Source organism: Paenibacillus sp. JNUCC32, assembly GCF_014863545.1.
Taxonomy (GTDB): domain Bacteria; phylum Bacillota; class Bacilli; order Paenibacillales; family Paenibacillaceae; genus Paenibacillus_AQ; species Paenibacillus_AQ lautus_A.
The window spans coordinates 167026-181287 of record NZ_CP062260.1 but is presented as its reverse complement, the minus strand read 5'-3'; the positions used below and the strand labels follow the sequence as shown (position 1 = coordinate 181287).

The window sequence follows — 14262 nt, the reverse complement described above, 5'->3', positions numbered from 1 at the left end:
TCTATCATCTATATTCCATAGTTGTAAATAAAAAGCTGCCCCAAATGTCATTTCTGACCTGGGGCAGCTTGTTGGTGCGATGATTCCAGAGCAATGAGCGGATGCTCATCAAAGAAACTTCAACATACCTGATAAAATCATCGGGTAAATACCCGATAAACTAGTTGGCCGGCGTGAATTTGATCCAGTCATAGTACGCGCGTATCGGCGAACCCGGGTAATTGAATGTTCCGGTCCATATCTCGGCCGGTCCTGATCCTGACCACAGATTAACCATGATATGGCCCGGACTTGTCGGAAGCGCCCCGCGGGAGCCATTCTCCGTATGAACCAGTTGGCCGTCTACGTACCACTTGATGGATGATGGTGACCATTCGAACGCATAAGTATGGAAATCGAGCGACGCATCAAACCCTAAATTGATGATGGTGCTGTGCTGGCCTACGCCATTCGTAAAATAATTCGTTTCCATCTTCGTAGTGTCCTTTCCCAGGATTTCGATATCGATTTCGTCATTGGACGTGCCTGTGGCTTGACCGGAATACGTAAAGAGGCTCGTCACCAAGCCCGTTCCCTTAGCCGCTTTGATCCGCGCTTCAACCCGGCCGTAGCCGTACTTCAGATGTGTCGCATATTCACCGGAAGCATAGGATTTGCCCGAGCAGCTCGCAGGACATCCCGCATTGTCAAGCCGTAAAGCCATAACTCCGTTAGAGAACTCCTGGTTTGCCGCCTTCCAGCCCACCCCGAAATCCGGGCCATTCGCCCATCCATCGGAAGTATAAAACAGATTAGGGTTCTTGCCGTTCAGCGGCTCATTAAATGCAACGTCGGCAGCCGACGCTTGAATCGGTACCAACAATCCGCATAACAAACTGCCAGCCATAAGCATTGTCGTCATTTTCTTTCTGAACACACTTAGCTTTTTCATGAATAACACCTCTTTCTTGAAATGTAATAAACGGAAAAAAGCTCGAAGATCCCGCGCTGCTCATCCCCCTGACCGCTCAATTCCTCCCTTCATCTCATAGCCGTGTGACCACCAAGAATCGTTGATCCATTCTATCCTACATGCAAATCACTTGGAAATCTTAGCCATTTTAAGGATAAAACGACACTATTTAACGGATCTTGCTGCCTTGCCAAGCAAAAAAAGACTGCAACGGGCCTTATGCTCTACCCTGTCACAGTCTTGTTATCCCTACCCGCCTGGTTCACTATATGGGTACCGGCGCATGCTGCAGCCGATACGAAGTAGGCGATATGCGATAATACTTAGCGAATGCTCTCGAAAACGTATGGAGATTGGAATATCCCAGCGAGAACGCCACCTCCGTCACGGACACGTCGGTTTCGGTCAGCAGAACCGCTGCCCGCTCCATCCGCAGCTTCATCAAATAATGGCTCGGACTGATGCCATGCACCCGAATGAATTCGCAGTACAGATGCGTCCGGTGCACGCCGGCTTGATGGACCACATCCGTCACCGTAATCCCTTCCATGTAGTGGGAATCCATGTAGTGCACGCTTTGTTCGAGCCAATTCGCTTTCGTTTCTCTTTTGGCCGGAGCGGCAGCCAAAAGTTCAAACAGCTGATACAACCGCTTCTGCCGTCCAAACTCGTGACCGATGGTATCGTCATCCACGCACCCGTAAATTTGATCCAGCACCGCCTGCAGCCCGCCCTTCATCACGTTATGCAGAAAGGGCGTGGAGGGGTGCAGCCCGATTCGGGTCAATGCGCTCTCCGCTGCTTCTCCGTCCAAGACGATCCACTGCATGCGCAGCGTCGGTTCGGGATCGCCGTTCGGTTCCCAATAACTGTACCTCGTATGAGGAAACAGGCAAAAGGCATCTCCTGCCGACAACGTAACCACCTTATCCCCGAATGCCAGCGAGATTTTCCCGTTCAAGACAAAATGCAGCGCATAGTTCTCGGATATTTTGGGGCCGACGCTGTAGTTGGGCCTGGCCAAACTCCGGCCTGCACGGAGAATCCAGATTCCGCCCTTTCTTTCCATGTCCGAAGGTATGCCGTACTTCATATTGGCATGCTCGAAGACCATCTCCTTCACATGAAATCCCTCCCGCCTCAAATAAAATGCTTCCTGCCAAATGCAACATGCGGAGCATGATACGCCTGCCTTCACCGCATAAAAATAACAAAGAGGCACGGCTTCATGGCCATGCCTCCAGTGATCTGGTCGACGAGCTTTGTGTTCTTTTTTGCGATGTACTCTACTTGCAAATCTGAGCTTAAGCCATTAGAACTCTTATACTCCCCATTCCTTGCGGGCTTCGGCTACGGACTTCTGCGGTGTGCGTCCCCAAGCATAATGACCTTTGGGTTTGCGGCCGATCCATCGCTCATCCACCGGTTCGGATGCAAGCTGATAACGGGTATCCGCGCTGATTCGGTAACGGTTGGTGCTGTTGTTCAGCGAGGTGTGCATCATATACATTCCGAAAATAATGGCGTCTCCGGCTTCAAAAGCGGTCGTCGCCCATTGCCCGCCGTAACGGTTCACAATCTCGACGGGATCCTCGGAGAACCAGCCCGTGGCAACATTGTCACGATCAACGTCCATTTCCCCGTAGGTCATCTTGATTTTCGTAAAATGCTGGGACCCGAGACACATCGCCAACGTTCCCATTTCAAGAGGGATATCCCCAAACGGCGTCCACATAGTGTACAAATCCTTCGTGCCTCTACCCATATACACAACATCGTAATGAGCGCCGGTATTGCCTCCGCGAGCGACGGCGCGCGGCCACTTGTAGTCGTATGTCATCGCGGCTCCGCCCAGCAATCGTCCAAAGAAGTCCAGCACCGCTGGCGAATTGACAACGTCCAAAAACTGGGAGAAATCCGGCAGCAATTCCTCGGTACTGCCGCCCCACATTCCGCCCTTGTTCTCCGATCCGATGATCCCGTCTTCGACAAGGGCATGGGGATCCAGCCTGCCCATGGCCCCGAGTTTATTCAAGAACTCCATTCTTGCGTTCAAGACCTCTTCCCGCTTATGGAAACCGCGAATCAGGAGATATCCATCCTCCTGCAGCCGGTTTCGCAGCGCGACCGTATCCTCCAGCATGTCATTGCAGTCTCTTAATTCCGTGAGGTATTTACCTCCCCACTCCAATTCCCGTTGTCCGATGGTCACCTTCATAACAAACCTCCCTTTCTGTCCGTCAGGATAACCTGAAGCGAAACATCCACGCTTCAAGTATCCTTATCCTATTGGATCCGAAAGAGGAAGTCGTTACCGAAAACCGAACCAAATTTACGCAAAACCCGTTTGCATCCGCGGTAGGCCATCGTAAGCGCGTTAGTGATGATATAGGCGCTGCCGGTTTCTCCACTCCGATGGGGGGCAGCCCTCCATTTTTTTGAACCAGAGCGAGAACGAGTGAAGCTGGGAGAAGCCAACCGATTCGGCAAGCGACTGGAGGTCTTTATCGGAGGAGCTTAAGAGCCACTTCGCTTCCGCAAGCCGGCATTGCTGCTGGTACTGCTTCGGGGTCATGCCGTATATTTTGGCGAACTGCTTGCGGAAGCCATCCTCGGACAGTCCCGCCATTTCCGCCAGGGTAGAGACATGCATTGGATCCCGGATATGCTGACGGATGTAGTCGCCGATAAACGAGATGGACAGCGCCTGATGATCGGAATGGGCGTGTTCGTTAAGAAACAATAAAAGCAGCTCCACCCAGACCCCATAATTCCGTATCGGGTCTTTCAACGGACTAGAACGGATTCTCAGCCATTCGCGGAACAAGCGTTCATAACGGTCCCGATCCAGACGGGACAGGGCGATGATACGAGTGCCGCCATCCTGAATAAGCCTGTCGAACAGCTCCTTCACCTCAGACGGAATGCGGTCTGCCAAAAGCACGCCGAAGCGTATAGGAGACAACGCGTGGAACGAATGGGGAACCTCGGACGGAATGAGAACCACGTTCCCGGATTCCACTCTCGCTTCCCTGCCGTGCGCGCAAAAGCGGCCGCTACCTTCCATTATCAACGTAATCTCAAGTTCCTGGTGGCTTCTTAAGCCGTCATCTTCCCAATGTTCATCATGCGCGCCAATAAAACTTTTACATTCCATCAAGGTTGTTAATCCCCCTTGCCGCATGTCGATTTCGAACGGTTATGATTTCAACTATACCGTCGATAAACCTTACGTCAAGTCGGGATAACCTGCGAGAAGCACCTTAACTTGCTGCAGTCTCAGCATGATCCATGATCAATCTTCACCTGCGGCAATCTCATGGTCCTTGTAGCTGATCCAATCGCTCCAGCTGCCTGCGTACAGCTTCACCTTGCGGTACCCGGCTTCCCGCAAAGCCAGCACGTTCGGGCAAGCCGACAACCCAGATCCGCAATACACAATCACTTCATCATCGAAGGACAACCCGGCAAAACGCTCCCGCTGCCGCTCGGCTCCCTTTAGCGTCCCGTCTTCATCGATCCCGTCCTTCCAATAGGCATGCGCCGCTCCCGGTATATGTCCGGCCACCGGATCCAGTGGTGCCGTTTCTCCCGTGAACTGCTTCCAATCCCTTGAATCGAGCAGGGTCACGCCGGTTTTGCCGATCTTTGCCCTCACCTCATTCACATCAGCCAGCCATTCCTCCCGCACATTCGCTTGGAATACTCGCGGAGCCGCCTCGCTTCTCTTCGAGGTGAGCGGATATCCGGCCGACTTCCAGCCGGCGAATCCTCCATCCAATATATATGCCGAACCGTGGCCCAGGTATTTCAAAATCCACCATAACCGCGCACCTTCCGGGCGAAGGTCATCGTCATAGACAACGACGGGCGTACTCGCATCGATCCCGAGCTTGCCGAGCCGCCGGGCCAGCTCCTCCGTATGCGGCAAGGGGCTCCGGCCGCCGTGCTCGCCTGGAGAATCCGTCAAATCCTTTTTCAAATCAACGAATACGGCACCGGGCACATGCTCGCGCTGATAAGCCTCGTAGCCGTAATTCGCATCGCCCGGGCTGAATCGGACGTCCGCAACGACAAGCTGACCCGGATTCGACTGCAGCTGTTCCAGCACCCATTCCTTGCTTACGATATTTGACATAGGCTCCTCGTCCCTTCTGATATCAAGCTGCCGTTTAAATCGTAAATTCCAAATCCTCTTCCGTCTTGACGTCATAAATCGCAGCGTAGATGTCGTTCTGAATCTTCAGGAGGCTGGCATCCTCCCGCTTGCGCGGACGCTCATGGGGAACGTCGAAAATATGGTGAATGCGCCCGGGGCGCGGGGACAGCAGGACGACCCGGTCTGCGAGAAAGACGGCTTCGGATACGTCATGGGTCACAAACACCACCGTTTTCTGCTCCTCCTGCCATATGCGGAGCAGATCCTGCTGAAGCTGAAGCCGGGTAAGATGGTCCACCGCGCCGAACGGCTCGTCCATCAGGAGGATGCTCGGACTGCTCACGAGCGCTCTTGCGATCCCTGCTCGCTGCCGCATGCCTCCCGATAAATGATGTGGATATTTCGAGCCGAATCCCTCCAAGCCGACCATGCTCAGATATTTGTCCACGAGCGTTTGCCGCTCCGCTTTTTTCATGCCGGCAAGCTCCAGCCCAAGGCCGACGTTCTGCGAAATGGTGCGCCACGGGTACAGGGATGCATCCTGGAATACGACCCCAGAGCTCCGCGTAGGCCCCTGAACCTTCTTGCCATCCAGCAAAATGTCGCCCTCCGTCGGAAGCTGCAATCCCGCCAGCAGCTCCAGCAGCGTGCTTTTTCCGCAGCCGCTCGGCCCGAGGATGCACAGAAATTCGCCGTCCCTCACCTGCAGGTTTATATTTTGAAGCGAGATTGTTGGAAGATCGCCGCCATAGACCTTCGAGACATTTTCAACCGTAAAGCCGGACATAGGAACGCCTCCTGCCATAACTTTATTTTTTCGGAATAAACCTGAGGTCCAGAATATCCTCCACCTTGTAGATCTCATCCTGGAAGCCCAGCTCCTTCTGAATCTGCTGGGTATCATTCAACGCGTTGATGTCCACGTCCGGATTGTTCTCCCACAGCACCTCTTCGCGCTTCAGCGCCAGATCCAGCACCTCGGGATCGATCTCGATGTTGTTCAGATAGTAAGTCTTAAACTCGTCCGGATGGCTCTTCGCATACTCCTGCGATTTGAAGTAAGCTCGCAGCAGCTTCTCGACCAATTCCGGTTTCTCTTCCAGAATACCGTCGCGGGCCGCCAGCACCCCGGTGTGGAAGGTCGGCAGGTAATCCCAGCCTGTAGCGATGATATGGCCCTTTCCCTGCTTTTCAGCCAGAGAAGCGAACGGTTCATGAATGATGGTGGCGTCGACCTGTCCGGTTTCCAGACTCGCGTAAGCCGCCTGATGCGTGCTGTTGGCAATGAAGGTCACATCGTCCGGACTCAATCCGTGCTCCTTCAGGATGACCTGCGTATATACCTCCAGGCCGCTGCCGAACACGGCGATGCCCACCTTCTTGCCCTTCAGGTCTTCCACCTTCTGGATCTCCGGCGAGGCGATCAGGTAGAACGGCCCCTTGGTCCGGAACATGGAGGAGACGATTTTGACGGGAGCGCCCTTGCCCGCAGCCACGATCGCCGTCGTCGTGGCCACGTCGACCACGTCAATGTCCTTGCTGGTCAGACCGGCTATCGGGTCCTTGGTGGTGATAAATTCGACGTCGAGTCCTTCCTCCTCAAAGAAACCCTTCTCCGCCCCGAAGGACACCGCCAGTCCGCTGACCCCGCTAAGCGGCGCATACCGGATCTTCTCCAGCTTGGCGCCTGCCGCGCTCTCTCCGTCACCGGCGGACGGTGCCGCGCTCTTGCCGTTATCTTGACCGCTAGCGCAGCCGGCCGTTATGGCGATCAGCCATAGCGCCGCAAGTGCTATTAGGTATGGACGTATTCCTCTTCTGTTCATATGGTTCTCTCCCCCTGGTAGTGGTGCTTTTGCCCGATGGTCTATGATGATTTCCATTTCAAAAAAACGCTGCGTTCCAATAAATCGATCAATGAAATGATAAGTACGGATACGACGGTAACCAGCGCTACAATGGCAAAAGCCTGCGCGGTATTGTACAGCGATGTCGCCTTCACGAGAATATTGCCAAGGCCATCCTTCGAGGCCAGCATCTCCCCGAACAGAGCCCCGACCAGTCCTGTAGCAGCCGAAATTCGGAGAGCGGCAAAAATGGTGGGCGCAGCCGATGGCAATATCACCTTCATGATGGTCTGATAGCGCGTCGCCTCGAATACTTTGGCGACCTTCAGATGGTTGTCCGCCGTCTGTTTGATTCCGGTCATCGTATTGACCGTGATCGTAAAGAAACAGAACAGGAACACAATCGATATTTTATGCGTGATCCCGATCCCGAGCCAGAGCGCCAGCAGCGGGACGATCGTTACCTTCGGAATCGCCATCAGCGCCGAAAGGTACGGCCGGAAGAACCGCTCCGCCCATGGGATCAGCACCAGAGCCATGCCGACGACGAGCCCGCCAATGGCGGCAATGCCGTAGCCCGCAACGAACTCGGCCAATGTGACGTACAGGTGCTTCCAGATCTCCCCGTCACCGAACAGCTTGAACAGTTCGCGGAATACTTGGGAAGGCGCAGGCAGATACAAGCTGCTGACGGTCTCCGTGCGAACCAGAACCTCGCAGATCCCCAGTATGACCAGCAGCAATGCCCCCTGACCTGCCCAGATGCCGGGGAATTTCTTGGCATTCCTCGTTCCCATCCGGCTCACCCCTTCGCAATCAGGTCATAACGGTTCCTTGGGCGGCTCAGTCCCAAATGCTCCCGGAAGGTGCTGCCTTCATACTCGGTGCGGAACAAGCCTCTGCGCTGAAGCTCCGGCACAACCAGCTCCAGGAACAGATCCAGACCGCCAGGCATATAGGGAGGGCAAACATTGAACCCGTCGGCCGCTTCATCCCGGAACCACTCTTCGATGATATCCGCTACCTGCTGCGCGCTGCCGACCACGAGCAGATGCCCGCGGACCGTGACGGTGAAGAAATAGAACAGGTCCCTGATCGTAATATCCTCGCGTCCGTTCGCCCCTCTGGCCAAGTCGGCCCAGTGCAGCGCGGCTTCCGAAGCGGATAGGTCAGGCAGCGGATCCTCCAGCGAATATCCCCTCAGGTCGATTCCGATCTTATCCGAAAGGGGACCCAGATCGAAATCGGTCACCACCAGTTCGTTCAACTCCGCATATTTGGCCCGTGCTTCTTCCTCCGTCCGGCCCACGATCGGAACCAGCCCGGGAAGGACCTTCAAATCCGAAGCTTCCCTTCCATACGCCGGCAGGCGCCCTTTCACTTCCTTGTAAAATTTCACGGCGACTTCTTTGACGTTCGTTCCGGTGAAGACCATGTCGGAATATTGGGCCGCCAGCATTTGGCTGCGCAGGGAGGTTCCTGCCGTGATCAGCGGAAGCTGTCCCTGTATCGGACGCAGAATGTTCAGCGGCCCGGCGACGGAGAAGTGCTCGCCGACATGGTCCAGGGCATGCACCTTGCTGCCGTCGGCGAACACGCCGCTTGCCTTGTCCCGCGGAAGGGAGTCATCCTCCCAGGTGTCCCACAACCCGCTGACGATTTCGATGAATTCCTCGGCATAGTCGTACCGCTTGGCGTTATCCCAATGCTTCTCCCGGCTGAAATTCAGCGCAGCCCGCGTATCGGAGCCTGTCACGACATTCCATGAGGCCCGGCCCCGGCTGAGATGATCCAGCGATGCCGTGAAGCGTGCGATGTTGTAAGGCTCGGCATAGGTGGTGTTCACCGTGCCGATCAAACCGATTTTATCCGTTGCCGCTGCCAGGTAGGACAGCATGGTGAACGGCTCCAGCCGCGTCATTTGGGAAGGAAATAAATGCTGCATATCCGCGCTCGTGGCCAGTCGGTCCCCCAGGAAAAAGAAATCGAACTTGGCCTTCTCAAGCTTCTGGGCGACCTCCTTCAGGAACTGGGGATCGTAAGCCCCGTCCGTTTTGCCTTCGGGCAGCCTCCAGCCCGCGGGATGATAGCCCGTTCCGAATAAGAACAATCCAAGATGCAATTGACGACGTTTTGAACTCATGGTTGTGTCACCTTCCTGATCCATATTGGTTATGGTTGATCATGATCATGCCGTAAAGGTATGGCGTTATATCTGCTTTATCCGCGGAATTCCTCCGTCAAGCGGTCGATCTCCTGCAATTCTTCCTCTGTCAGCCGTTCATCCGAATGCTTCAGCGTATCCGCGATGTGCTCAGGCTTCGATGCCCCGACAATGGCTGACGTGATGCCAGGGCGGCTGAGCACCCAATTCAGGGCAAACTGCGGAAGCGTCCATCCCCGCTGCTCGGCCAGCGGCCGGATCCCCTCCACGATGGAAAGCGCATGCCGCTGGTTCAGCAGCAATCGTAACCGCTGCTCGCCTGCAGCTAGGCGCGAGTCCGTTGGAGGAGCTTCGCCCGCCCGATATTTGCCGGACAATATGCCCCGGCCGAGCGGACTATACACGATAACCCCGACCTGCTCGGACTGGGCAAAGGGAATCAGCTCGCGTTCAATCTCTCTAGTAATGAGACTGTATTCCGGCTGTACGCTTTCGAACCGGCGAAGGCCATGCAGCGCACTGATGCCGTGGGCTTTGGCGAGCTGCCAAGCCGCATAGTTCGAGCAGCCGATGTAACGCACTTTCCCCTGCCGTACAAGATCCGTAAGCGCATCAAGCGTCTCGTCCAGCGGGGTTAACTCATCAAACCGATGTACTTGATAGAGATCGATATAATCCGTTTGGAGCCGGGCAAGACTGTTCTCCAGCGCACGGTAAATATGATAGCGGCTTTGGCCCTGGTCATTGATGCCGGGTCCGATGCGATTATGCAGCTTGGTTGCCAGGAGAATGTCCTGTCTTCGCTCCTTCAGCAGCCTGCCCAGAATTTCTTCCGATTCCCCGAGCTGCTTGACGTTTCCGTTATCCATGCCCGTGCCGTACACGTCAGCCGTATCGATCAGATTGATGCCGGAACCAAGCGCTTGATCCAATACGGCGGCCGAAGCCCTCTCATCGATCCAGCGCCCGAAAGACATCGTCCCGAGACTTACCTCCGACACTTGAACCCCGGTTCTGCCCAGTGTTCTATACTGCATAATGACAACCCCTCACTTTGCTAGATTCATAAAAAAACAACCGGAGACACCCCTCGGATCACAACTTGATCCAAGGATGCATCTCCGGTTGTCCGGTAGAATATGCATCAATCATATTAGCGTTATAAATATCATGAAGCCCTTAGAATCGAACGTCTCGTTCATCTCCGTTGGTTAGGTAGATAAACAAAGTATCTAATTCTATCATTTCCGATATGTTAAGTAGGATTATAACACCGTCTAATTTTGTCGTCAATTATTTTTCATGTTGGGTTTGCGGCCGGATCAGCCCGAGGTGATCTCGTAACGTCCTGCCCGCATATTCCTCGCGAAACAGCCCCCGCTGCTGAAGCAGCGGGACTACGCGCTCCACAAACTGTTCGAGCCCGCTCGGGAGCAGAGGGGCCATAATGTTGAATCCATCGCAGGCCAAGCTGCGGAACCAATCCTCCATCATATCGGCAACTTGCCGCGCAGTGCCAACCATCGTCATATGTCCCCTCGACACCGCGTAATGCCGGCCGAGCTCCAGAATGCTCATGCCCGATTTCGCAGCCATATCCATAATCATGATCGCCCGGCTGCTGTTTCCTTCCCGCGGCAGATCAGGCAGCGGACCGTCTACCGGATATCCGGTCAGATCCGCATTCAGCAGCTGGGACACATACTTCACCCCTGCCTCCGGCAGAATGAGCTCGCTGAATGTTCGGTGATACGCCAAAGCTTCGGCTTCGCTCTCTCCGAGGAAGATCAACAATCCCGGGAGAACCTTCACTTCTTCCTCTACCCGTCCATACTCCTTAAGCAAATCCTTAAACTCGCGGTAATACCTTATCGCATCTTCTTTACTTTCGCAGGCCGTGAACACTACATCAGCCGTTTGGGCCGCAAGCCTTCTTCCCGCTGCGGAGGTTCCCGCTTCAATGATGACAGGCCTCCCCTGCGGAGATCTCGGCATGTTCAAGGGCCCTTCCACCCTGAAGTACTCACCTTCATGATGCGCCCGATGAATCCGTGCCGTATCGGCAAAGACCGCCTTTTGCCGATCCAATACAAGGGCATCGTCCTCCCAGCCGTCCCATAATCCGGTCACGACTCGTAGAAATTCCTCCGCCCTTTCATACCGTTTTTCGTGCTCCATTAATTCCGCCGATCCAAAATTGCGTGCCTCCGCATCCTTCGTGGAGGTCACCACATTCCAGGCGGCCCTGCCGCCGCTGATATGATCCAGCGTTGACAGACGCCTGGCCAATCCGTACGGCTCGTTGAAGGTTGTAGATGCCGTTCCGGCTAATCCAATACGTTCCGTCACCCCGGCGAGGCCGCTCAGCATGGTGAGCGCTTCAGGCTGCAGAAAGCTGACATTCGTCCGTAAATCCTCGATCAACGGGATCGAGTTGTTGTCCGCAAGGAATACCATATCGAATTTTCCGCGTTCGGCTGCTTGGGCGCAGCGTTTATAGAAATCGTAGTCCATCGCCCCGACCCCTGCCGAATCGGCATGACGCCATGCAGCGATATGATGGCCGTAATTCATCAGAAAAGCGCCTAGGATGATTTGGCGTTGATCTGAACCCATCACGTTCACTCCCCTCCGGTTTATCTCTATAGATTCTTGATCTCGATGAGATTATCTACGTATTCACTGACATACTTGTTATCGTGAAGACGGACTTGAACTTCCTTCTCCCATGTCACGGGTTCCTGCAAGGACGCAAGACCCGTCCCGATGCCATACCATGCCTCCACCTCATCCCGACGGATGGTGAAAGACCGGTCTTCAAACTTGAAGATCAGTGTATCCAAATTATCAATCATGGCAAAATTCGCAGTGGAATTATAGACCAGCGTCCGCTTCAGCATGTCCTCTTTCAGATCGCCGACCCTGGACTTGAACCGAAGCTCGGCCGTCAATTCCTCCGGATACAGCTGAAATGTGCGCTCAATGTCACGCATGGGAAGCGAAGCATTCAAATTGATCAGGTTCCCGGCATTGCCCATATATGGGCTGGCGAAGTTCAGCGAATTCCGTATATCGTGCGTCAGCGGATCATTTTGCTCCGCTTCATACTGAACCGCTTGTTCATCTGCCTTGGGCTTAATGTATCCCTCCAGCGCCACCATGCCCCCGATGCCGATAAGCAGCAGGACAACGATCAGCCAATTCTTTCTGCTCATGGTTCATTCACCTCAAGTTGAAACGTTAGTTTATAAGCTTTCTGGACCAGCAGCGGAATGATGACCGACGTCATCGGGATAACATACCGCATGACGGTCACGTAGAACGAATAAGGCCCATCGACCGACAGTTCTCGCCCAAACCATAAATCGCTTCCGTATTGAATCACGAAGGTATACATGGATATAACCACGATAAATATCGACCACAGCCACCATGCCCACTTGCTCCATTGGTTCAATTTGCCTGCATTGATGACGGCTGTCTGCTTTTCATACCGTTTCAGATGCCGTGACATGGAAAGATACGCCGCACCGGTTAATGCAGCCAAACACAGGAGGAACGTGTTCACCCATATCCCGTTTGGCAAAAACCGGGCCGGAATGGTAGCGATCCAGGCCAGCATGGAATAAATAAGGGCGCTCTGAAGGAGGTCATGACGGAAACGGTAGCTGTAAATTTTCTGGTTGTCGTCAATCAGAGATTCGATGTCTTCCATATTTTCGATCGCCAGACTGATCGCCGACTGATATGCTATGCCGTTCTCCATATAATCCGTGACCCGCGCCTCCAAATTGCTGAGAACCTCGTTCTTCAGATCGACAACTTCCTTGGTTTTGCGTTGATTCGCGAATAGGCGATCCACAAAAATCTCGAGATCATGCCTGTTGGTCATTGCTACTTCAGCTCCTTTCCGTTTCCGATCAGAACATCGATAATCTCGCGTGCCGCCTTCCATTCTTCTTGGTTGCGCAGCAAGCGCTTCATTCCCTCCTGGCTGAGATTGTAATATTTACGTCTCCCGCCCTGAGTTTCTTCTCCCCAATAGGAGCGTATCAATCCCTGCTTCTCCAGCCTCCTCAGACTTGAATACAATGTAGGCTCCTTCAGTTCAAATCGATTCCCGCTTCGAATCGCGATCTCCTTAATGATCTGATAGCCGTAATTGTCTCCGTCTGATAGCACATGCAAAATAAAGGTATCAATATTGCCGCGTATCAAGTCACTGTTATGTAAGGGTTCAATCAAATCCCCGAACCTCCTAACGGATGGAATGGGTATAATATAACGCACATTACTATGTATGTCAAAGTAATATTCCACGCATATATTCCTTTGCGATCTTCTTTGGATTGACGGTTTGCGAGCGTCTACTATATAATTCTTGAAAGTTCTTCCTATTATAAATAGGATCCCATAGAATGCTGCGCAAGAGACCCCAGTATATCTATATCCCATCAGTACCCGCAGGAGGAAACGGTTTTGCTTCATAAATACATTCGACGTCTGAAATACTATATTCTCCGGACCCTTCGCATGCAAAATAGCGACCATCGGATCGCTCTCGGCTTTGCCGTCGGCTTCTTCCCTTGCTGGTATCCGACCTTTGGCATCGATCTGCTGCTGGCTCCGCTGCTGGCTCGCATGGTAAGGGGGAACATCCCCTCCGCCTTCCTTGCGGCCTCCGCAGGCTCCGTCTTGTGGCCGATTCTGTTCTACCTAAACTATAGAATCGGCGTGTTTGTGCACCTGTTCACTACGTTTCCGGCGACCTTCGAAATCGAAGATGCGCTCACGGTTCCCGTTCCGGAGACGGATTATATCGTTGAAACGGACCATTTCGGCAGGTTGGGCGACATGGGCGTTAACTTTCTCGTCGGCGCCTTGATCAACAGCGTTCTGTCTACGCTGATCCTTTACATTTTGCTGCGAATCATGCTCTCCGTCTACCGCAAACCTTTGCTCCACAAGATCAAAGCATCCATTCGTAGAGGAAAATCGAAGCATTAGCCCGAAGCTCCCCCTGTAAAAGCGCCCGGAATTCTATTCCGGGCGCTTTTTTTTATACCGTTCAAGCTCAATAGTCTCGGTCTATTCGTGATTTCCCCTTCAGCTATGAGCCGTTTTCTCTGGAAAAATCGGT

At 53.7% G+C, this 14262-nt stretch carries 15 protein-coding genes; 1 reads left to right on the top strand and 14 read right to left on the bottom strand.

Annotation, left to right across the window (positions count from 1 at the left end):
- Nucleotides 1–160 precede the first annotated feature (160 nt).
- From bglS to JNUCC32_RS00775, 14 genes are all read right to left on the bottom strand, one after another.
- Nucleotides 161–931: a beta-glucanase gene (bglS, locus tag JNUCC32_RS00840; RefSeq protein ID WP_192570797.1), complete on the bottom strand. Its 771-nt coding sequence runs from the start codon at nucleotides 929–931 to the stop codon at nucleotides 161–163.
- Between the two features lie 286 nt (nucleotides 932–1217).
- Entirely contained in the window at nucleotides 1218–2066 is an 849-nt protein-coding gene (locus JNUCC32_RS00835) for an AraC family transcriptional regulator (RefSeq protein WP_228468966.1), read from the bottom strand.
- Between the two features lie 207 nt (nucleotides 2067–2273).
- A complete protein-coding gene (locus tag JNUCC32_RS00830) occupies nucleotides 2274–3170 on the bottom strand; it encodes a phytanoyl-CoA dioxygenase family protein (protein WP_192570795.1) in 897 nt (298 codons plus the stop codon).
- A 159-nt stretch (nucleotides 3171–3329) separates the two neighbouring features.
- A complete protein-coding gene (locus JNUCC32_RS00825; protein ID WP_192572564.1) occupies nucleotides 3330–4109 on the bottom strand; it encodes a helix-turn-helix domain-containing protein in 780 nt (259 codons plus the stop codon).
- Nucleotides 4110–4247: 138 nt separating this feature from the next.
- Nucleotides 4248–5090, bottom strand: coding sequence for a sulfurtransferase (locus tag JNUCC32_RS00820; protein WP_192570794.1), 843 nt, complete (start codon nucleotides 5088–5090; stop codon nucleotides 4248–4250).
- Between the two features lie 34 nt (nucleotides 5091–5124).
- Nucleotides 5125–5898: an ABC transporter ATP-binding protein gene (locus tag JNUCC32_RS00815; RefSeq protein WP_192570793.1), complete on the bottom strand. Its 774-nt coding sequence runs from the start codon at nucleotides 5896–5898 to the stop codon at nucleotides 5125–5127.
- Nucleotides 5899–5920: 22 nt separating this feature from the next.
- Nucleotides 5921–6937, bottom strand: a complete 1017-nt coding sequence (locus tag JNUCC32_RS00810; RefSeq protein WP_192570792.1) for an ABC transporter substrate-binding protein — start codon at nucleotides 6935–6937, stop codon at nucleotides 5921–5923.
- A gap of 41 nt (nucleotides 6938–6978) precedes the next feature.
- Nucleotides 6979–7755, bottom strand: a complete 777-nt coding sequence (locus tag JNUCC32_RS00805) for an ABC transporter permease (RefSeq protein ID WP_192570791.1) — start codon at nucleotides 7753–7755, stop codon at nucleotides 6979–6981.
- A gap of 5 nt (nucleotides 7756–7760) precedes the next feature.
- Complete coding sequence (locus JNUCC32_RS00800; RefSeq protein ID WP_015737074.1) at nucleotides 7761–9101, bottom strand: LLM class flavin-dependent oxidoreductase; 1341 nt, start codon at nucleotides 9099–9101, stop codon at nucleotides 7761–7763.
- A gap of 77 nt (nucleotides 9102–9178) precedes the next feature.
- Entirely contained in the window at nucleotides 9179–10159 is a 981-nt protein-coding gene (locus tag JNUCC32_RS00795) for an aldo/keto reductase (protein ID WP_192570790.1), read from the bottom strand.
- A gap of 256 nt (nucleotides 10160–10415) precedes the next feature.
- Complete coding sequence (locus JNUCC32_RS00790; RefSeq protein ID WP_192570789.1) at nucleotides 10416–11738, bottom strand: LLM class flavin-dependent oxidoreductase; 1323 nt, start codon at nucleotides 11736–11738, stop codon at nucleotides 10416–10418.
- Nucleotides 11739–11764: 26 nt separating this feature from the next.
- Nucleotides 11765–12337: a DUF4825 domain-containing protein gene (locus JNUCC32_RS00785; RefSeq protein WP_192570788.1), complete on the bottom strand. Its 573-nt coding sequence runs from the start codon at nucleotides 12335–12337 to the stop codon at nucleotides 11765–11767.
- Nucleotides 12334–13014: a permease prefix domain 1-containing protein gene (locus JNUCC32_RS00780; protein WP_192570787.1), complete on the bottom strand. Its 681-nt coding sequence runs from the start codon at nucleotides 13012–13014 to the stop codon at nucleotides 12334–12336. The genes JNUCC32_RS00785 and JNUCC32_RS00780 overlap by 4 nt, the downstream gene beginning before the upstream one ends.
- A 2-nt stretch (nucleotides 13015–13016) precedes the next feature.
- Nucleotides 13017–13367, bottom strand: coding sequence for a PadR family transcriptional regulator (locus JNUCC32_RS00775; RefSeq protein WP_090909122.1), 351 nt, complete (start codon nucleotides 13365–13367; stop codon nucleotides 13017–13019).
- 234 nt (nucleotides 13368–13601) lie between these two features.
- Here JNUCC32_RS00775 and JNUCC32_RS00770 point away from each other — a divergent pair, with 234 nt between their 5' ends.
- Nucleotides 13602–14129: a DUF2062 domain-containing protein gene (locus tag JNUCC32_RS00770; RefSeq protein ID WP_192570786.1), complete on the top strand. Its 528-nt coding sequence runs from the start codon at nucleotides 13602–13604 to the stop codon at nucleotides 14127–14129.
- The last annotated feature ends 133 nt before the right edge of the window (nucleotides 14130–14262 follow it).